A 17,354-nucleotide genomic window follows, 5' to 3' on the forward strand; every position below is an offset into this window, starting at 1 on the left:
TGGGCGGTGCTCGGCGCGGCTCGGGTGGAGCTGGGGCGGCGGCTGGCGGACCCGGCGTCCTATCCGCGCGCCGAGAACGCGCTGCGCACCTCGCTGAAGCTGCGGCCGGAGCGGAACGCGGCGGCGCTGCGGGGCCTCGCGGCACTGGCGAACGCCCGCCGGGACTTCGTGGCCGCGCGGAAGTGGGGCGAGGCGGCGCGGAAGCTGGAGCCGAAGCGGTGGACGACGTATCCGCTGCTGATCGAGGCGTGTGCCGGGCTCGGTGACCACGAGGCGGTGGGCCGGATGCTGGACCGGCTGACCAAGCTGCGCTCGGATCCGGCGGTGATGGCGCACACGGCGGCCGTGTACCGGGACCGGGGCTGGCGGGAGGACGCGGCGGCGCAGCTCGCCGACGCGGCGGCGGCAGCGGTCGACCCGGCGGAGCGGGCGGCGTATGTGGAGCGGGCCGGGCAGCTCGCCTGGGAGCGCGGCGATCTCCGGGACGCGCTGTGGCACTTCCAGGAGGCGGTGCGGCTCGACCCCGACCAGCGGGCGGCACAGGCGGGGCAGGGCAGGGTGCTGGCGGCGCTGGGGCGGACCACGGAGGCGCTGAGCGCCTACCGGGTGGCGCTGGAGAAGCAGCCCCGGCCCGAGTACGCGCTGGAGCTGGGCGAGCTGTACGCCTCGGTGGGGATGCCGGAGGCGGCGAAGGTGCAGTACGACGTGCTGCGCGAGCGGGTACGGAAGGCTGCCGCGCACGGGGTGGACGAGGATCTGGTGCTCGGCCGTTTCGAGGCGGACCACGGGGATCCGCGGGCGGCGGTGCGGCGGCTGCGGGCGGAGTGGGAGCAGCACCCGTCGACGGAGGTCGCCGACGCGTTGGGCTGGGCGCTGCACCGGGCCGGGGAGCACGAGGAGGCTCTCGATTTCGCGGTGCGGGCGACGGAGGGCGAGCGCGGCGGCGGGGTGCGCAGCGCGCTGTACGCGTTCCACCGGGGCATGATCGAGCGCGCGCTGGCGGAGTACGGGGCCGCGCGGCGGCATCTGCGGGAGGCGATGCAGCTCAACCCGCACTTCTCACCGCTCGGTGCGCGCGAGGCGAGGGCGGCGCTGGCACGGCTGGGCGAGCCGCCGGTCGAGGCGGGGGCGGACATCTCGTGACGCGGCGCGGCGGGCACCCCCCGTGGATGCCCGCCGCGCCGGCTCGTCACCGCGTCACAGGTTGCCGCGCTTGGCCTGCTCCCGCTCGATCGCCTCGAACAGGGCCTTGAAGTTGCCCTTGCCGAAGCCCATGGAGCCGTGCCGCTCGATCAGCTCGAAGAAGACGGTCGGGCGGTCCTGGACCGGCTTGGTGAAGATCTGCAGCAGATAGCCGTCCTCGTCGCGGTCGGCGAGGATCTTCAGCTCGCGCAGCGTCTCGATCGGCACCCGGGTGTCGCCGACCCACTCGCCGAGGGTGTCGTAGTACGAGTCCGGGGTGTCGAGGAACTGCACACCGGCCGCGCGCATCTGACGGACCGTCTGCACGATGTCGTTGGTGTTCAGCGCGATGTGCTGGACGCCGGCGCCGCCGTAGAACTCCAGGTACTCGTCGATCTGGGACTTCTTCTTGGCGATCGCGGGCTCGTTGATCGGGAACTTGACCTTGAGCGTGCCGTCGGCCACCACCTTCGACATCAGCGCGCTGTACTCGGTGGCGATGTCGTCGCCCACGAACTCCTTCATGTTCGTGAAGCCCATGACCTTGTTGTAGAAGCCGACCCACTCGTTCATCTTGCCGAGCTCGACATTGCCGACGCAGTGGTCGATGGCCTGGAAGCTGCGCTGGGCGGGCGGTTCGACCATGGGGTCGGCGGCGACGTAGCCGGGCAGGTAGGGGCCGTCGTAGCCGGTGCGCTCGACCAGGGTGTGGCGGGTCTCGCCGTACGTGGCGATCGCGGCGAGGACGACCGTGCCGTGCTCGTCCTTGAGCTCGTACGGCTCGGCGACCGAGCGGGCGCCGTGCTCGATCGCGTAGGCGTACGCGGCGCGCGCGTCCGGCACCTCGATGGCGAGGTCGATGACGCCGTCGCCGTGCGCGGCCACGTGCTCGGCGAGGAAGGTGCCCCACTCGGTGGAGGGCTTGATCACCGAGGTGAGGACGAAGCGGGCGGAGCCGCTCTCCAGGACGTAGGCGGCGGTCTCGCGGTTGCCGTTCTCCGGTCCGGAGTAGGCGACCAGCTTCATGCCGAAGGCGGTGGAGTAGTAGTGCGCCGCCTGCTTGGCGTTGCCCACGGCGAAGACGACCGCGTCCATTCCCTTGACCGGGAAGGGGTCGGCCTGCCGGGCGGTGGTCTCGGGAGTGTGGTGTGTGGTCTGCGTCATAGGGGCAGGGTGGTGCAGCCCGGCAAGGTGCGCAATAGTTCGCTGAATCGCTGGGCAATGTGTTCAGCCGTACGCCGGTATCGGCGGGCTTTCTGTACAGGATGACCAGACTCGGAGGCGGGGATGGCGATCGATCAGCTGGACGGGCGCATCATCGCGCTGCTCGCGCGGGAGCCGCGGATCGGGGTGCTGGAGATGTCGCGGCGGCTGGGGGTGGCGCGGGGCACGGTGCAGGCCCGTCTCGACCGGCTTCAGTCGAACGGAGTCATCCGCGGATTCGGCCCCCAGGTGGATCCGGCGGCCCTCGGCTACCCGGTCACGGCGTTCGCCACGCTGCAGATCCGGCAGGGTCAAGGCGCCGATGTACGGGCCCACTTGGCGACCGTGCCGGAGGTGCTGGAGCTGCACACCACCACCGGCACCGGCGACATGCTGTGCCGGCTGGTGGCTCGCTCGAACGCCGATCTCCAGCGGGTGATCGACCGCGTCGTCGGTTTTGATGGCATCGTCCGGGCCTCCACGGCGATCGTCATGGAGAACCCCGTCCCGCTGCGGATCATCCCGCTGGTGGAACAGGCGGCGCTCGGCGAGTGAATGCGACAGACGTCCTGGCCGAGCTGGGGGTGAGCGCGGGTGAATTTCTGGGAGTACCTGGCCAGCAGGCACCAGCAGCTGCTCACCGACGCGTATCAGCACGCCAGCGTCGTCTTCCAGTGCATGGTGGTGGCGACCGCGCTCGGCGTGCTGATCGGGGTGGCGACCTACCGCAGCGAGTGGGCGGGCAACCTCGCCACGACCACCACCGCCACCCTGCTCACCATTCCGGCGCTGGCCATGATCGGTCTGCTCATCCCGATCGTGGGGCTCGGGGTGCCGCCGACGGTGATCGCGCTGACGCTGTACGGGCTGCTGCCGATCGTGCGGAACTCCATCGTGGGCCTGCGCGGGGTCGATCCGTCGCTGGTGGACGCGGCCACCGGTATCGGCATGTCCCGGGCGGCCCGGCTGGCGCGGGTGGAGCTGCCGCTGGCCTGGCCGCCGATCCTCACCGGGATCCGGGTCTCCACCCAGATGCTCATGGGCATCGCCGCCATCGCCGCGTACGCCTCAGGACCCGGCCTGGGCAACCTGATCTTCCGGGGGATCGCCTCGCTGGGCAGCAAGAACGCGCTCAACCAGGTCCTCGCGGGCACCCTGGGGATCATCATCCTCGCGCTGCTGTTCGACGCCGCGTACGTGCTGATCGGGCGGCTGACCATTTCGAGGGGGATCCGTGCCTGAGCCCGTCGAAGAGGGATCCGTGCCCGAGTCCGGCACCGCGGGTGCCACCATCGAGCTGGAGCACCTCACCAAGCGCTACCCGCACAGCGCCCAGCCCGCCGTGGACAACGTCAGCATGGACATCCGGGCCGGTGAGACGGTCATCTTCGTCGGCCCGTCCGGCTGCGGGAAGTCCACCACCCTGAAGATGATCAACCGGCTGATCGAGCCGACCGGGGGCCGTATCCGCATCGGCGGCGAGGACGTCACCGACATGGACCCGGTGAAGCTGCGCCGCACCATCGGCTACGCCATCCAGGCCAGCGGCCTGTTCCCGCACATGACCGTCGCGCAGAACATCGCGCTGGTGCCGAAGATGCTGCGCTGGCCCTCCGCACGCATCCGGGCGCGGGTCGAGGAGATGCTGGACCTGGTCGGTCTGGACCCGGGCGAGTTCCACGGCCGCTACCCCCGGCAGCTGTCCGGCGGTCAGCAGCAGCGGGTCGGGGTGGCGCGGGCGCTGGCGGCGGACCCGCCGGTGCTGCTGATGGACGAGCCGTTCGGCGCGGTCGACCCGATCACCCGGGACCACCTCCAGGACGAGCTGATCCGGCTGCAGCGCGAGCTGCACAAGACGATCGTCTTCGTCACCCACGACTTCGACGAGGCGATCAAGCTCGGCGACCGGATCGCGGTGCTGCGCGAACGCTCGCACATCGCCCAGTTCGACACCCCGGAGGCGATCCTCACCAATCCGGCGGACGACTTCGTCTCCGGTTTCGTCGGCGCGGGCGCCGCCCTGAAGCGGCTCAACCTCACCCGCGTACGGGACGTGGAGATCACCGAGTATCCGACGGTGACCGTCGACGACCCGCTCCAGGACATCTTCAACCGGCTGCGCTCCAGCGGCACCAACGAGATCCTGCTGCTGGACAAGCGGCGCCGCCCCTACAAGTGGCTCAGGCGCGGCGACCTGATGCGGGCCAAGGGCTCGCTGGCCCGCGCGGGCACGCTGGTCAGCGACACGGTGACCCGGGACGCGACCCTGCGGGACGCGCTGGAGGCGGTGCTCACCGACAACGCGGGCCGGGTCGCCGTCACCGGGCGGCGCGGCGCGTACGAGGGCGTCGTCGACGTGGAGACGCTGATGAACTCCGTGCACGAACTGATGGAGGCCGACCGGCTGGAGGCGCTGGAGGCCCAGCACGAGCTGCAGGAGCAGCGGGCCGCGCAGACGCACGCCGAGCAGGAGGGCGTGGGAGGGGAGCCGAAGGCGTGAGGACCCCGTCCAGCGAGCAGGGGCTCTCGGTCCCCCAAGAGGGCGAGCCGTCGGACGACACCGAGCCGGCTCCCCCGCCGCCCGCGGCGAAACCGCCCCGGGTGACCTGGCAGAAGCTGACGTTGCTGCCGGCCGTGCTGATCGCCGTGCTGCTCGCGACCTGGCTGTGGTTCGAGCAGGCCGACCTCGACGCGCTCACCGTCAACGCGCTGTCCGACGGGCGGGTGAGCAAGGCGCTGTGGCAGCACATCCAGCTGACCGCGATCTCGACGTTCTTCGTGCTGATCATCGCGATCCCGCTGGGCATCCTGCTGACCCGGGGTGCGTTCAGCAGGGCCACCCCGGCGGCGATGGCGTTCGCCAACATGGGCCAGGCGACCCCGGCGATCGGCCTGCTCGCGCTGCTGGTGATCTGGCTGGGCATCGGGCGCAGGGCGGCACTCATCGGCATGATCGCCTACGCGGTGCTGCCGGTGCTGTCCAACACCATCGCGGGCCTGAAGGCCAACGACCCGACGCTGCTGGAGGCGGCGCGTGGCATCGGCATGTCCCCGCTGGGCGTGCTCACGCGCGTGGAGCTGCCGCTGGCGGTCCCGCTGATCCTCGCCGGAGTGCGCACGGCGCTCGTCCTGAACGTCGGCACGGCGACGCTGGCGACCTTCGGCGGGGGCGGCGGTCTGGGCGTACTGATCACTACGGGGATCACCAGCCAGCGGATGCCGGTGCTGATGATCGGCTCGATCCTCACGGTCGCGCTGGCGCTGCTGGTGGACTGGCTGGCGTCGCTGGCGGAGCTGCTGCTGCGGCCGCGGGGGCTGGAGGCGGGGACATGAGGCGGGGTGCGGGGCTCCCGAGCCGGACGTCCCTGCTGAGCCGGCGGACGTCCCTGCTGCTCGCCGGGGTGCTGTTGCTCGCGGCCTCCGCGTGCGGCCTGACCAGCGGCTCCCCCATGGTCGACGACGTGGAGCCGGGCTCGATCGGACAGGGCAAGCCGCTGGAGGGCGCGAAGCTCACCGTCACGTCCAAGGAGTTCACCGAGCAGCTGATCCTCGGCGCGATCATGGGCATCGCCTTCCAGGCGGCCGGCGCGGAGGTCATCGACCGGACGGGCATCCAGGGCTCCGTCGGCTCCCGGGAGGCGGTCGTCAAGGGCGAGGCGGACGCCGGGTACGAGTACACGGGCACCGCCTGGATCACGTACCAGGGCAACAGCGAGCCCATCCCCGACCCGCGCGAGCAGTGGCTGGCGGTGCGCGAGGCCGACCGGAAGAACGGCGTGACCTGGCTGGAGCCGTCCGAGCTGAACAACACCTACGCCCTCGCCATGAGCCAGGCCAACTACGAGAAGTACCGCACCCGCACCCTGTCGGACGTGGCCGCGCTGTCGAAGTCCGACCCGGGCGCGGTGACGCTGTGCGTGGAGGGCGAGTTCGCCAACCGCGCGGACGGGCTGCCGGGCATGGAGAAGGCGTACGGCATGGACCTGCCCGCGCGGAACGTCACCCAGATGGACACCGGGATCATCTACACCCAGACCGCGAAGGGCGCCTGCACCTACGGCGAGGTGTTCACCACCGACGGGCGCATCAAGTCGATGAACCTGGTGGTGATGGAGGACGACAAGAAGTTCTTCCCGAACTACAACGCGGCGCCGACGGTCAACAGCGACACGTTGAAGGAGTGGCCGGCCATCGCGGAGGTGCTGGCACCGGTGACGGCGAAGCTGGACAACACGGTGGCGCAGGATCTGAACGCGAAGGTGGACGTGGACGGGGAGGACCCGCACCAGGTGGCGCTGGACTGGATGGTGAAGATGGGGTTCGTGAAGGAGGGGTAGGCCGTCTTACGGTCCTCAGCAGCTGGGGACCTTGCCCGTCCCCTTCTCCAGTGCGACGAGGGCGTCGACGGCGCCCTTGAGGGTGGTGACGGGGATCAGCCGCAGCCCCTTGGGCAGCTCGGCCTGCGCGTCCGCGCACTCGGCCTTCGGTACGAGGAAGACGGTGGCGCCGTCCCGGCGGGCGGCCTGCGTCTTGAGCGGCACACCGCCCACGGCACCGACGGTTCCGTCCGCGTCGATGGTGCCGGTGCCGGCGATGACCCGGCCGCCGGTGAGGTCGCCGCCGCTGCCGTTGCCGTTGAGCTTGTCGACGATCCCGAGCGAGAACAGCAGCCCGGCGCTGGGGCCGCCGACGTCGGCGAGCTTGAGGCTGACCTTGATGTCCTCGTCGTCCCGCTTGAGATAGGTCAGCGCGGCCTCGGTCGCCTCGTCCTGCGACTCCTTCATCTGCTCGCGGTTGTACTGCTCGATCTCCTGGGTGGTGTCTCCGCTGGGGTAGACGGAATCCCGCGGCATCACGGCCTGATCGGTACGGAACCAGCTGTCGATCACATCGGGGAGGCTGACGCGGGTGTCCGGGGAGGTCGCCTCGATGGTCGTCATCCGCAGTTGCCCAGTGGTCTCGCGCACGGGCGCCCCGGAGATGGTGATCACCTGCGCCCCCTTGTTCTCCCCGAGCACATCGGCGGTCATCCCGGGCTGCGCGACGGAGAAGGGCAGCGGGGCGAACACGGCGGTGGCGAGGAGACCGACGACGGGGGCACCGCAGATGGCGAGGGTTCGGGGACGCGAGAGACGAGAGAGCACGGAGTCAATGTAACGGGTACGGTTCGGGGCCAGCTGCGGCCCGGTGGGGGCTGGTCGCGCAGTTCCCCGCGCCCCTTCAGGGCGCTTAGCTGCGGGCAGTCGTGCCGCTGGGGCGATGGGGGTCCCCCCGCTCGAGCGAAGCCGAGAGTGGGGGAGGGTGGGCGCAGCGGCACCCCGCCAGCGCGGGCGCGCGTACCCACCCCCGGCCAGCACCAACGCAGGGCAACGACGCAACCGGGCCTCAGCGCAACGCCTCCGCGACCTCCCGCGCCGCGTCGACGACCCGAGGGCCAACCCGCTCCGGCACCACATCCGCGAGCATCACGACACCCACACTGCCCTCAACCCCGGTCACCCCCAGCAACGGCGCCGCAGCCCCGCACGCCCCCGCCTCCAACTCCCCGTGCGTCAGCGTGTACCCGGGATCCCCGTTCCGCTGCTGCCGCGCGGCGAGTATCGCCTTCCCCGCCGCCCCCCGGTCCAACGGATGCCGGAACCCCGCCCGATACGCCACGTGGTAATCCGTCCACGACGGCTCCACCACCGCCACCGCCAGCGCCTCCGCCCCGTCCACCAGAGTCAGATGCGCCGTCGCGCCGATGTCCTCCGCCAGCGCCCGCAGCGCCGGCATCGCCGCCTCCCGCACCAGCGGATGCACCTGCCGCCCCAGCCGCAGCACCCCCAGCCCCACCCGGGCCCGTCCGCCCAGATCACGGCGTACAAGGGCATGCTGCTCCAGCGTGGCGAGCAACCGGTACACCACGGTCCGGTTCACGCCCAGTTTGTGGGAAAGCTCGGTGACGGTCAGCCCATGGTCCGTATCGGCCAGCAGCTTGAGGACACGCAGTCCCCTGTCGAGCGTCTGAGAGGTCTCCGCGGTCACGACGCCCACTCCTTAGTGGTGAGGTCGGCGGCCCCCTCGCTGTCGTTGCGTCGCCGAGTCCCGTCGGCGACGCGCTACAGAGGCCGCCGATCGGCCGGCGGCCCGGTCAGGTCCCGGGCACAGTCGCTTCACGGCTGCGCTCCGCGGCGACGCTGCCACGGGGCGTGTGCGTAGCGGGACAGTAGCGAGCCTGTTCGCCCAGCGGAAGGCTCCGTCCAGAATCCGGGCACGGGAGCTGAAGAATCAGCGAAAATGAGCGAACTTTGACCGCTTGTGTCCGCGTCACCGCATGCGCGTGGCCCACTCCTGCACCTTGGCGATCCGCTGCCGCAGCTGCCCCGCCGTGGCCTCGGCGGCGGGCGGCCCGCCGCAGACCCGGCGCAGCTCGGTGTGGATGACGCCGTGCGGCTTGCCACTCTGGTGGACGTACGCGCCGACCAGGTTGTTGAGCTTGCGGCGCAGCTCCATCATCTCCTTGTGGGAGACCACCGGTCGCCGCTCGGCGGGCAGTTCGAGGAGATCGGCCTCGGCGTCGGGCTTCTTGCGGCTGTGCGCGATCTGCCGCGCCTGCCGCTTCTGCAGCAGCAGTTGCACCTGGTCGGGCTCCAGCAGTCCCGGGATGCCGAGGTAGTCCTGCTCCTCCTCGCTGCCGGGGTGGGCCTGCATGCCGAACTCGGCGCCGTTGTACATGACCCGGTCGAAGACGGCGTCGGACTCCAGCGCCTCGAAGGGCAGCATGTCCTGCTCGCCGGTGTCCTCGTCCTGCTGCTTGTTCGCCTCCTCCATCTCCTTCTCGGACTCGGCGTACGGGTCCTCCTCGCCGTCCTTCTTGGGCTTGTCGAGCACGTGGTCGCGCTCGCGCTCCATCTCGTTGGCGAAGCTGAGCAGGTCGGGGACGGTCGGCAGGAACACCGACGCGGTCTCGCCGCGCCGCCGGGACCGTACGAAACGGCCGACGGCCTGGGCGAAGAACAACGGGGTGGAGATGGTGGTGGCGTACACGCCGACGGCGAGGCGGGGCACGTCGACGCCCTCGGACACCATGCGGACGGCGACCATCCACCGGTCGTCGCTCGCGCTGAACTCGTCGATCCGCTTGGACGCGCCGGCGTCGTCGGAGAGGACCAGGGTCGCCTTGTGTCCGGTGATGTCCCGGATGAGCTTGGCGTAGGCGCGGGCCGACTCCTGGTCGGAGGCGATGACGAGGGCGCCCGCGTCGGGGATGGCCTTGCGGACCTCGGTGAGGCGCTGGTCGGCGGCGCGCAGCACGGCCGGCATCCACTCGCCGCGCGGGTCGAGGGCGGTGCGCCAGGCCTGGCTGATCGCGTCCTTGGTCATGGGCTCGCCGAGGCGGGCGGCGATCTCGTCACCGGCCTTGGTGCGCCAGCGCATGTTGCCGCTGTAGCTCATGAAGATGACGGGGCGGACGACGCCGTCGGCGAGGGCGGAACCGTAGCCGTAGGTGTAGTCGGCGGCCGAGCGCCGGATGCCGTCGTCGCCCTCCTCGTACGTGACGAAGGGGATGGGGTTGGTGTCGGAGCGGAACGGCGTACCGGTGAGCGCGAGCCGCCTGGTCGCCGGCTCGAACGCCTCGAGGCACGCCTCGCCCCACGACTTGCTGTCACCGGCGTGGTGGATCTCGTCGAGGATGACGAGCGTCTTGCGCTGCTCGACCCGGTTGCGGTGCAGCATGGGCCGCACACCGACACCGGCGTAGGTCACGGCGACGCCGTGGTACTCCTTGCTGAGCGGTCCGGCGCTGTACTCGGGGTCCAGCCGGATCCCTATGCGCGCGGCGGCCTCGGCCCACTGCTTCTTCAGATGCTCGGTGGGCGCGACGACGGTCACCTGCTGCACGACGTGATGGTGCAGCAGCCAGGACGCCAGCGTCAGGGCGAACGTCGTCTTACCGGCGCCGGGCGTCGCCACCGCCAGGAAGTCACGCGGCTGCTCCTGGATGTACTTCTCCATCGCCCCCTGCTGCCAGGCGCGCAGCTTGCTGGCAGTACCCCAGGGGGCCCGCCCGGGAAACGCGGGCGACAGATGATGCGAATGGGACGCGGTGCCGGCGGTGGTAGTCACGATCTCCGTGGGGGTCGAGCGGCTACGTAGAACAACCGGGCCACCCTACCGGCGCCCCGGACCGTGCCACGCCGGTACCGGGCCGGGCCACTCCAGGGTGGGATCGACGTCACAGTCAGCGCGCGAAGCCCGGCAACTGCGTGGCGATCTTCGGCACGTCGAGGAAACCTTGCGAGACGTCGAGGACAAAGCGTTCGGCCTCGTCCACGTCGAAATCGGGGTCCAGCGGATGCCCGTTCATGTGCAGGAAGACCCAGGTGGCATACCAGGAGAGCCGCTTGTTGCCGTCGACAAGCGTGTGATTACGGGCCAAGGACTCCATCAGAGCTGCGGCCTTCTGCCATACGTCCGGATAGGCGTCCTGGCCGAAAACGCTCGATTGAGGGCGGGCCAGGGCCGAGTCCAGGAGTCCGTAGTCGCGCACCTCGGCCGCCCCGAGCCGCTCAGCAAGGTTGAGCACCTCGGGGAGAGTGAGGTAGTGCATCAGGCGAGCCTCCGGTTCAGCTCGGCACTTGCCTTCAGGACATGCTCGGCCGCCTCGTTGAACAGCCTCGAGTGCTCGTTTATGGCCGCGATCACTGCGTCATGCGCGAAGGCCTGCATGCTGCGGCCCTCCGCAGCGGCCCTCTCTCGCAGGGCTTCGAGCTCTTCGTCCGTGAACCGCAGATTCAGTCCAGCCATGCTTCGACGGTACTACGTGGTACCACGCGGTGTCACTGCGGTTCCGGCCGCAACCGCGTCGTCACCCAAGCCCCCGCCAGCGCCACCCCCGCCATCGGCAGGAACACCGCCGCGAAGGCGGCCGGGTGGGAGGCGGAGGCGTTCGTCGCCGCGTGGGTCACCGTGCCGCCGCCGAGGGCGGCGAAGGCGGCGCCGCCCGCGGCGAGGAGGAGGACGTTGGAGAGGCCGTCGGAGATCTGGAGGGCGGCGGAGTTGGTGCCCGCTTCCTCCGGGGCGGAGAGGTGGAGCAGGAGCACGCTGGTGGAGGAGATCACCAGGCCCATGCCGAAGCAGCCGAACGCCCAGGCGACGGCCACCGTCCAGACGGGCACCGCGTCGATCAGGACGCTCGGCGCGGCGGCGATGGCCGCGGCCACCAGCAGCATGCCGAGGGTCGTCAGACGCTCCCGGTACGGCTCAAGGCGCGGCCGGGACTGCACCCAGGAGCCCAGCGCCCACGTGCCGCCGCCCGCCGCGAGCGAGAAACCGGCGAGGGTCGGGCTGAGCCCCCGCTGGGTGACCAGCATCAGCGGCACGAAGGACTCCGCCGCGATGAAGGACCCGGCGGCGATGCCCCGCAGCAGCACCACCGACGGCAGGCCGCGCGCCGCCCGGTAGGTGCCGCGCGGGAGCAGACCGAGCGCGGCGGGGACGAGAAGGGCCAGGCCCGCCGCGCCCGGCAGCAGCGATATCCAGCGCAGATCCTGCGCCGCGTACTGCAGCAGGCCCGCGCCCAGGGAGATGCCGAGGGCGAGCCGGATACGGCGGCGGTCGAAGGAGGCACCCTCCGAGGCGTCCGCTTCGCCGCCGACCGGGCCGGCCGCCCGGCGGCGTATCTGCGGCAGCGCGAGGGCCAGCGGGAACACCACCAGCACCGGGATGCCGAGGAACACCCACCGCCAGCCGATGTGCTCGGTCACCGCCCCGGACGCCAGCGGACCGACGATCGACGGCACCACCCAGCTCGCCGCGAACGCCGCCATGATCGCCGGGCGCAGCCGCTCCGGATAGGCCCGGCCCACGACGACGTACAGCGCGACGATCACCAGCCCGCCGCCGAGCCCCTGCACGGCCCGCCCCAGGATGAACGGCCACATCGCCGCCGCCGTCCCGGCCAGCAGCAGTCCGGCCGCGAAGGCGGCGATGCCCGCGGTCAGCGGCCCGAGCGGTCCGCGCCGGTCCGACCACTGCCCGGAGAGCACCATCCCGAACAGGCTCGTCGTGAAGAACCCGGAGAACGCGAAGGCGTACAGCGACACCCCGTCCAGCTCCCGCGCCGCCACCGGCATCGCCGTCCCCACCGCGGTCGCCTCGAAGGCGATCAGCAGCACGACCGACACGATGCCGATGCTCAGCGCCCGGTACGAACGGCTCAACACGGTCTCGTCGGGCTCAGCGTCCGGGATGGGGGCGACATCGGCGTCACGCCGTTCGAGGGCAGTCATGGTCGCCAGGGTAAGGGCCAAGACACACATTGACCCCTGTCGGGAGGAGGTGCGGGGCTAGGCCCTTCGTCCTAGGTCCGCAGGCGGTCCGCAGGCGCTTCATGAACGGCGTATGGCGGTCCTGTTGCAGCCCGCCGGGATTCCTTGAGGCCGGGATCGCCAGGGCCGTACGGTCGAGTCATCAACACGGCCGTGTGCCCGAGTGGTTGAGGGAATCGCCTGCAAAGCGATGTACACCGGTTCGATTCCGGTCACGGCCTCCAAGGCGCCACCATGGCGCCAGCTGGATCACGCCCCACGTCACCTCCACCGCGAGGAACGGCCACAGCAGCGCCGGGGCGCCGGTGGCCAGGGCGTAGGCCAGCCAGGCCGAGAACAGGACGCGGGCGGCGCCGTCGTAGACGCCGTGCACCGGCAGGGTCCTCCTCAGGCGCAGGACGGCCCAGACGACCACGACCGAGCCCATCAGATTGGCGTAGAGGGTCTGCACCGGGTCGCGTTCGGGCAGCACCCCCAGACCGAGGGCGTCACCCGCCGACGACAGCAGGCTGTGCACCAGCGCGTAGCTCCACGGGGTCGCGAAGCCCGCCGTGACGACGAGGTCGTACCAGGCGCTCGCGCGCACGAGACGGAGGTAAGAGGCCTGGGAGGGGGAAGGAAAGAGGGTCACGAGACAGGCTCCTGCTGGTCAGCGGCAGCGGACGGCTCACGCTAAACAGTGGAGTAGGGTCCAAGGTCAAGCCATCGGCCGACGGAGGGCCCATGCTGATAGGGGAGTTGGCCGCGCGGGCGGGAGTGTCCAGGGACACCGTCCGGTTCTACGAGAAGCGCGGCCTCGTCACCAGCCGTCGGCTGCCCAGCGGTTATCGCGACTTCGCACCCGAGACGGTGGAATGGCTGCGCTACGTCCGCACCGCTCAGACGCTCGGCTTCTCCCTGGCGGAGATCGCCCGGCACGGCGAGGAACTGCGCGACGCCCCCGACACCGCCGAAGCACTGTCCGCGCTGTTCGCGGAGAAGATCCGGATCGTCGACGCCCGGATGGCCGAACTCGCCGCCCTACGCGCCGAACTCACCGCACGTGCCGGTACCGGATGCCCCTTGCGTGCAGCCGGCTGAGTCGCGCTTCCGGTGCAGCAGGCAGAGGGCCAGGGCGAGCGTGGAGACGTCCGCGTGCAGCGGGGCGAGGGTGGACTGCCGCTCGTTCCAGTGCAGAAGCGCGCCCGTGGTCCCGTCCACGAGCAGGCTGTTGCCGTCGCGCAGGGCGCCGAGGCGTATCAGGCGGTCGGCGTGGGCGGGGAGGGCCCCGGGCAGGAAGCCGTCCCCGTGGTCGTCGGCGTAGTACTCCGTGAGCGTGCGCAGCGGCAGGTCCGTGTCCAGGGCGAACGGGCCGCCGTCCTCCGGCAGGCCCGTCTCGCTCAGGAAGCGGCGGGTCGGCTCATGGGTGAGCGTGGCCGGGAAGTCGACCTCCTCGAAGCGGAACACCCCGGCCCGGCCGAACTCCCGCACCAGCGCGAGTCCGAAGGACGTCCCCGTGCTCGCCGCCAGCGCGGCAAGACCCGTCATACCCGTCGTGCTCATGATTCCCCCGTGTCGCGTGCGCTCAGCAGCCGTCCCCCAACGCCTCGCACACTACGCGCCGCCACTGACAACGGCCTCCACCTCAACAGACGCACGGGTGGCGGCTGACGTTGCCTCCGGGGACGGGCGGGACTCAGCCGCCCGTCACCACCGCCGCCTGCGGGCGGATCGGAAGACGGTTGACCGGACGGCCCGTCGCGGCACGGACCGCGGAGGCGATCGCCGCCGGGGACGTCACCACCGGCACCGCGCTGACCGCCTTCGCGCCGAAGGGCGCCACCACGTCCCGCTCCTCGACCAGCTTCACGATCCGGATGTCGGGCGCGTCGAGGGCCGTGGGCAGGGCGTAGCCCGTCAGGTCGGGGTGGCGGATCACACCGCGCGGGGTGCGCAGATTCTCCGTGAGGGCGACGCCCACGCCCTGGGTGACGCCCGCCTCGATCCGCGCGGCCAGCTGCGCCGGGTTCAGCACCCGGCCCACGTCCTGGGCGACCGCCAGCTCCACCACCCGTACCGAGCCGAGCTCGATGTCGACGTCGACCACCGCGCGGATCGCGCAGAAGGACATGCCGACGAAGGCGTCGCCCTGCCCGGCGTCGTCGAGCGGCTCCGTGGGATGGGGGCGGCACTGGGCGGTGGCCCAGAGTTCCTTGCCCTCCAGCGCCTCGGCGACCGTCGTCGACAGCACACCGTCGTACGAGGTGATCTTGCCGTCGGTGATCTGCAGCAGCTCCGTGGACATGCCGAACTTGTGCGCGAGCGGCTGGAGCAGCTGCGTGCGGACCATCTTCGCCGCCCGCTCCACCGCGCCGCCCGACACCCAGGTGTGCCGGCCCCGGCAGCCCGCGCCGGCCGGGGGCTGGTCGGTGTCCACCGGCGCCACATGCACCTCGTCGACGCCGAGGATCTCCTGGACGATCTGCCGGGCGAGCGTCGAGAAGCCCTGGCCGGTCTCCACCGCCGCGCACAGCACCGTCGCGACGCCGCCCTGCACCTTCACCGTCGCCGTGGACACCTCGTCGGCGCCCTCCGCGCCCAGCATGTGCACCATGCCCAGGCCGTAGCCCACGCCTCGGCGCACCGCGCCCGGTTCGCCCGCGCCCTCGGGGCCGCCGGGCAGCAGCCACTCGTCCTCGGGGGTGTCCTTGGGCAGCGGCGGCAGCGGGTGGTCGCGCACGGCCTGCAGCAGCTCCGCCACCGGCGCCGGGCACGTCACCGTCTGGCCGGTCGGGAGCACGTCACCGGTCGCCATCACATTGCGCAGGCGCAGCTCCGCCGGGTCGATGCCGAGCTTCTTGGCGAGCTTGTCCATCTGCGCCTCGTGGGCGGCGCACACCTGCATCGCGCCCTCGCCGCGCACATGCCCGGAGGGCGGGTTGTTGGTGCGGACGGCCCAGCCCTCGATGAAGGCGTTCGGCACGACGTACGGGCCGCAGGCGAAGGCGACGGCGGCGGCCAGGGCGTCGGAGGAGGTGTCGGCGTAGGCGCCCGCGTCGAGCAGGATCTGCGCCTCGACCTTGACCAGCTTGCCCTCGCTATCGGCGTGGTGCCGGTAGCGCAGCAGGGTGGGGTGCCGGTGGGTGTGGCCGAGGAAGGACTCCTCGCGCGTGGCGGCGAGCTTCACCGGGCAGCCGGTCTTCATCGCGAGCAGCCCGAGCGGCAGCTGGAAGCCGCGGTCCTCGCGGTCGGCGGTGGCGCCGGGGACGCCGGTGACGACGATCTTCACCCGCTCGGGTTCCAGGCCGTAGCAGGCGGCGGCCGTGTCCCGGTCGGCGTGCGGGTCGGTGGACGCCAGGTACAGCTCGACGCCGCCGTCCGGGCGGGGCACGGCGAGTCCGGCCTCGGCGCCGATGGGGGCGGGGTCCTGGCGGCCGATGCGGTACAGGCCCTCCACGACGATGTCGCCGGACGCCTCCGGGTCGCCGTGGCGCAGCGGGATGTGCCGGATCAGGTTGCCGTCGGGGTGCAGCGGCTCGGCCTCGAAGGCCTGCTCGGGGTCGGTCACCGGGTCGAGCACCTCGTACTCGACGATGACGGCGGCGGCGGCCATCCGCGCGGTGTCCGGATGGTCGGCGGCGACGGCGGCGATGGGCTCGCCGTGGTGGCGTACGACCTCGGAGGCGAACACCGGGCGGTCGGCCGTGCCGCGGCCGTAGACCGGGTCGCCGGGGACGTCCTCGTGGGTGATGACGGCGTGCACGCCGGGCATCTCGCGCGCGTGGCTGGTGTCGATGGACACGATGCGCGCGTGCGGGTGCGGTGAGCGCAGGACGGCCGCCCACAGCAGGCCCTCGGCCCACAGGTCGGCGGCGTACGGGAAGGTGCCCTCCGTCTTCGCGCGGGCGTCGGCGGGCGGCAGGGAGGCACCGAGGCCGTGCGGGATGGCCTCCGGCTCGGGGAGTGCCTCGGCGGCCTGCGCGGTGGCTGCTTCGTCGGTCACGCCTGGCCTCCGTCCTGGCCGTAGCTCTGGTCATAGCTCTGGTCGTACGGCTGATCCTGCGGCGGCTGGAACGCCGACGGGTTGACACCGCCCCCGCCCGGGCCCGCCTGGTGCGGGATACGGGGCTCGTCCGCGTCCGGTTCGCCGGGCTCGGGGGACGCGGAGAGCGCCTCGCGTTCGGCGACGACCGCCTTCACGGCGTCCACCACGCCCCGGTAGCCGGAGCAGCGGCACAGGTTGCCGCACAGCGCCTGGCGGGTCTCCAGCTCGGTCGGTGCCGGGTTGCCCTCGAGCAGGTCGTGCACGGTCATCGCCATGCCCGGCACACAGAAGCCGCACTGCACGGCACCGCACCGCGCGAGCGCCCGCTGCACGTCGGAGGGCTGCCCGTCCTGGGCGAGTCCCTCGACGGTACGGACCTCACTGCCGGCCGCGGTGACCGCCGGGACGAGACAGGAGGCCACGAGCCGCCCGTCCACCTGCACGTTGCAGGCCCCGCACTCACCCTGCGAGCAGCCGTCCTTGGCCCCGGCGAGCCCGAGCCGCTCACGCAGCACGTAGAGCAGCGACTCCCCGATCCAGGCGTCGCTGACGGGCCGGTCGGCGCCGTTGACGCGGAGCACGTAGGAGGCGAGGGGGTGGTCGTCGTGGGGGCCGGCGGGGGGTGGGTCGTG

General features: G+C 71.6%; 17 protein-coding genes, 1 tRNA gene and 1 pseudogene. 8 read left to right on the forward strand and 11 right to left on the reverse strand.

What is annotated here, in order from left to right:
- The coding region (locus tag N4P33_RS20645) for a tetratricopeptide repeat protein (RefSeq protein WP_260828131.1) at positions 1–1,143 on the forward strand (1,143 nt) is incomplete at its 5' end.
- A gap of 54 nt (positions 1,144–1,197) precedes the next feature.
- On the opposite strand, the gene hppD is transcribed toward N4P33_RS20645, so the two are convergent.
- Complete coding sequence (hppD, locus tag N4P33_RS20650; RefSeq protein ID WP_260828132.1) at positions 1,198–2,346, reverse strand: 4-hydroxyphenylpyruvate dioxygenase; 1,149 nt, start codon at positions 2,344–2,346, stop codon at positions 1,198–1,200.
- A gap of 123 nt (positions 2,347–2,469) precedes the next feature.
- On the opposite strand from hppD, the gene N4P33_RS20655 reads away from it, so the two are divergent.
- From N4P33_RS20655 to N4P33_RS20675, 5 genes are read left to right on the forward strand one after another with little or no spacing between them, the layout of a single operon-like run.
- Positions 2,470–2,940, forward strand: coding sequence for an Lrp/AsnC family transcriptional regulator (locus N4P33_RS20655; RefSeq protein WP_260828133.1), 471 nt, complete (start codon positions 2,470–2,472; stop codon positions 2,938–2,940).
- A 39-nt stretch (positions 2,941–2,979) separates the two neighbouring features.
- Positions 2,980–3,627, forward strand: a complete 648-nt coding sequence (locus tag N4P33_RS20660) for an ABC transporter permease (protein WP_260828134.1) — start codon at positions 2,980–2,982, stop codon at positions 3,625–3,627.
- Positions 3,620–4,885 (forward strand): ABC transporter ATP-binding protein, encoded by a 1,266-nt coding sequence (locus N4P33_RS20665; RefSeq protein WP_399029835.1) that lies wholly within the window; start codon positions 3,620–3,622, stop codon positions 4,883–4,885. The genes N4P33_RS20660 and N4P33_RS20665 overlap by 8 nt, the downstream gene beginning before the upstream one ends.
- On the forward strand, positions 4,882–5,718 hold the full coding sequence (locus N4P33_RS20670; RefSeq protein WP_260828135.1) for an ABC transporter permease: 837 nt from the start codon (positions 4,882–4,884) through the stop codon (positions 5,716–5,718). Before N4P33_RS20665 ends, N4P33_RS20670 begins: the two co-directional genes overlap by 4 nt.
- Positions 5,715–6,722: a glycine betaine ABC transporter substrate-binding protein gene (locus tag N4P33_RS20675; RefSeq protein WP_260828136.1), complete on the forward strand. Its 1,008-nt coding sequence runs from the start codon at positions 5,715–5,717 to the stop codon at positions 6,720–6,722. Before N4P33_RS20670 ends, N4P33_RS20675 begins: the two co-directional genes overlap by 4 nt.
- 15 nt (positions 6,723–6,737) lie before the next feature.
- Here the strand turns inward: N4P33_RS20675 and N4P33_RS20680 are convergent, their stop codons facing one another.
- The 6 genes from N4P33_RS20680 to N4P33_RS20705 all read right to left on the reverse strand — a co-directional run bounded on the left by N4P33_RS20680 (position 6,738) and on the right by N4P33_RS20705 (position 12,659).
- Positions 6,738–7,529, reverse strand: a complete 792-nt coding sequence (locus N4P33_RS20680) for a PDZ domain-containing protein (protein ID WP_260828137.1) — start codon at positions 7,527–7,529, stop codon at positions 6,738–6,740.
- A gap of 241 nt (positions 7,530–7,770) precedes the next feature.
- Complete coding sequence (locus N4P33_RS20685; protein ID WP_260828138.1) at positions 7,771–8,412, reverse strand: IclR family transcriptional regulator; 642 nt, start codon at positions 8,410–8,412, stop codon at positions 7,771–7,773.
- Between the two features lie 282 nt (positions 8,413–8,694).
- On the reverse strand, positions 8,695–10,497 hold the full coding sequence (locus N4P33_RS20690) for a DEAD/DEAH box helicase (protein WP_399029839.1): 1,803 nt from the start codon (positions 10,495–10,497) through the stop codon (positions 8,695–8,697).
- Between the two features lie 112 nt (positions 10,498–10,609).
- The gene (locus N4P33_RS20695; protein ID WP_260828140.1) at positions 10,610–10,978 is read right to left on the reverse strand and encodes a type II toxin-antitoxin system death-on-curing family toxin; all 369 of its coding nucleotides are present in this window, start codon (positions 10,976–10,978) and stop codon (positions 10,610–10,612) included.
- On the reverse strand, positions 10,978–11,175 hold the full coding sequence (locus tag N4P33_RS20700; protein WP_260828141.1) for a hypothetical protein: 198 nt from the start codon (positions 11,173–11,175) through the stop codon (positions 10,978–10,980). Before N4P33_RS20700 ends, N4P33_RS20695 begins: the two co-directional genes overlap by 1 nt.
- 32 nt (positions 11,176–11,207) lie before the next feature.
- Positions 11,208–12,659, reverse strand: coding sequence for an MFS transporter (locus N4P33_RS20705; RefSeq protein WP_260828142.1), 1,452 nt, complete (start codon positions 12,657–12,659; stop codon positions 11,208–11,210).
- 188 nt (positions 12,660–12,847) lie between these two features.
- Between N4P33_RS20705 and N4P33_RS20710 the strand changes: the two genes are divergently transcribed.
- Positions 12,848–12,922 (forward strand) — tRNA-Cys (locus tag N4P33_RS20710).
- 2 nt (positions 12,923–12,924) lie between these two features.
- Here the strand turns inward: N4P33_RS20710 and N4P33_RS20715 are convergent.
- A pseudogene (locus tag N4P33_RS20715) lies at positions 12,925–13,329 on the reverse strand (hypothetical protein); the annotation flags it as partial.
- Positions 13,330–13,421: 92 nt separating this feature from the next.
- On the opposite strand from N4P33_RS20715, the gene N4P33_RS20720 reads away from it, so the two are divergent.
- Positions 13,422–13,778, forward strand: a complete 357-nt coding sequence (locus tag N4P33_RS20720) for a MerR family transcriptional regulator (RefSeq protein WP_260828143.1) — start codon at positions 13,422–13,424, stop codon at positions 13,776–13,778.
- Here the strand turns inward: N4P33_RS20720 and N4P33_RS20725 are convergent.
- From N4P33_RS20725 to N4P33_RS20735, 3 genes are all read right to left on the reverse strand, one after another.
- Positions 13,719–14,240: an SUKH-4 family immunity protein gene (locus N4P33_RS20725; RefSeq protein WP_260828144.1), complete on the reverse strand. Its 522-nt coding sequence runs from the start codon at positions 14,238–14,240 to the stop codon at positions 13,719–13,721. The two genes, N4P33_RS20720 and N4P33_RS20725, sit on opposite strands and share 60 nt — an antisense overlap.
- A 133-nt stretch (positions 14,241–14,373) precedes the next feature.
- Positions 14,374–16,680, reverse strand: a complete 2,307-nt coding sequence (locus N4P33_RS20730) for a xanthine dehydrogenase family protein molybdopterin-binding subunit (protein WP_260828145.1) — start codon at positions 16,678–16,680, stop codon at positions 14,374–14,376.
- On the reverse strand, positions 16,677–17,354 hold a 678-nt coding region (locus tag N4P33_RS20735), incomplete at its 5' end, for a (2Fe-2S)-binding protein (RefSeq protein WP_260828146.1). The genes N4P33_RS20735 and N4P33_RS20730, both read right to left, overlap by 4 nt.

The sequence above is a fragment of the Streptomyces sp. 15-116A genome, assembly GCF_025290915.1.
GTDB lineage: Bacteria > Actinomycetota > Actinomycetes > Streptomycetales > Streptomycetaceae > Streptomyces.

What these genes read in the sequence shown, in the direction of transcription:
- hppD (WP_260828132.1), bottom strand. Translation starts at nt 2,346, where the DNA reads ATGACGCAGACCACACACCACACTCCCGAGACCACCGCCCGGCAGGCC.
- N4P33_RS20695 (WP_260828140.1), bottom strand. Translation starts at nt 10,978, where the DNA reads ATGCACTACCTCACTCTCCCCGAGGTGCTCAACCTTGCTGAGCGGCTC.
- N4P33_RS20725 (WP_260828144.1), bottom strand. Translation starts at nt 14,240, where the DNA reads ATGAGCACGACGGGTATGACGGGTCTTGCCGCGCTGGCGGCGAGCACG.
- N4P33_RS20675 (WP_260828136.1), top strand. Translation starts at nt 5,715, where the DNA reads ATGAGGCGGGGTGCGGGGCTCCCGAGCCGGACGTCCCTGCTGAGCCGG.
- N4P33_RS20700 (WP_260828141.1), bottom strand. Translation starts at nt 11,175, where the DNA reads ATGGCTGGACTGAATCTGCGGTTCACGGACGAAGAGCTCGAAGCCCTG.
- N4P33_RS20705 (WP_260828142.1), bottom strand. Translation starts at nt 12,659, where the DNA reads ATGACTGCCCTCGAACGGCGTGACGCCGATGTCGCCCCCATCCCGGAC.
- N4P33_RS20720 (WP_260828143.1), top strand. Translation starts at nt 13,422, where the DNA reads ATGCTGATAGGGGAGTTGGCCGCGCGGGCGGGAGTGTCCAGGGACACC.
- N4P33_RS20655 (WP_260828133.1), top strand. Translation starts at nt 2,470, where the DNA reads ATGGCGATCGATCAGCTGGACGGGCGCATCATCGCGCTGCTCGCGCGG.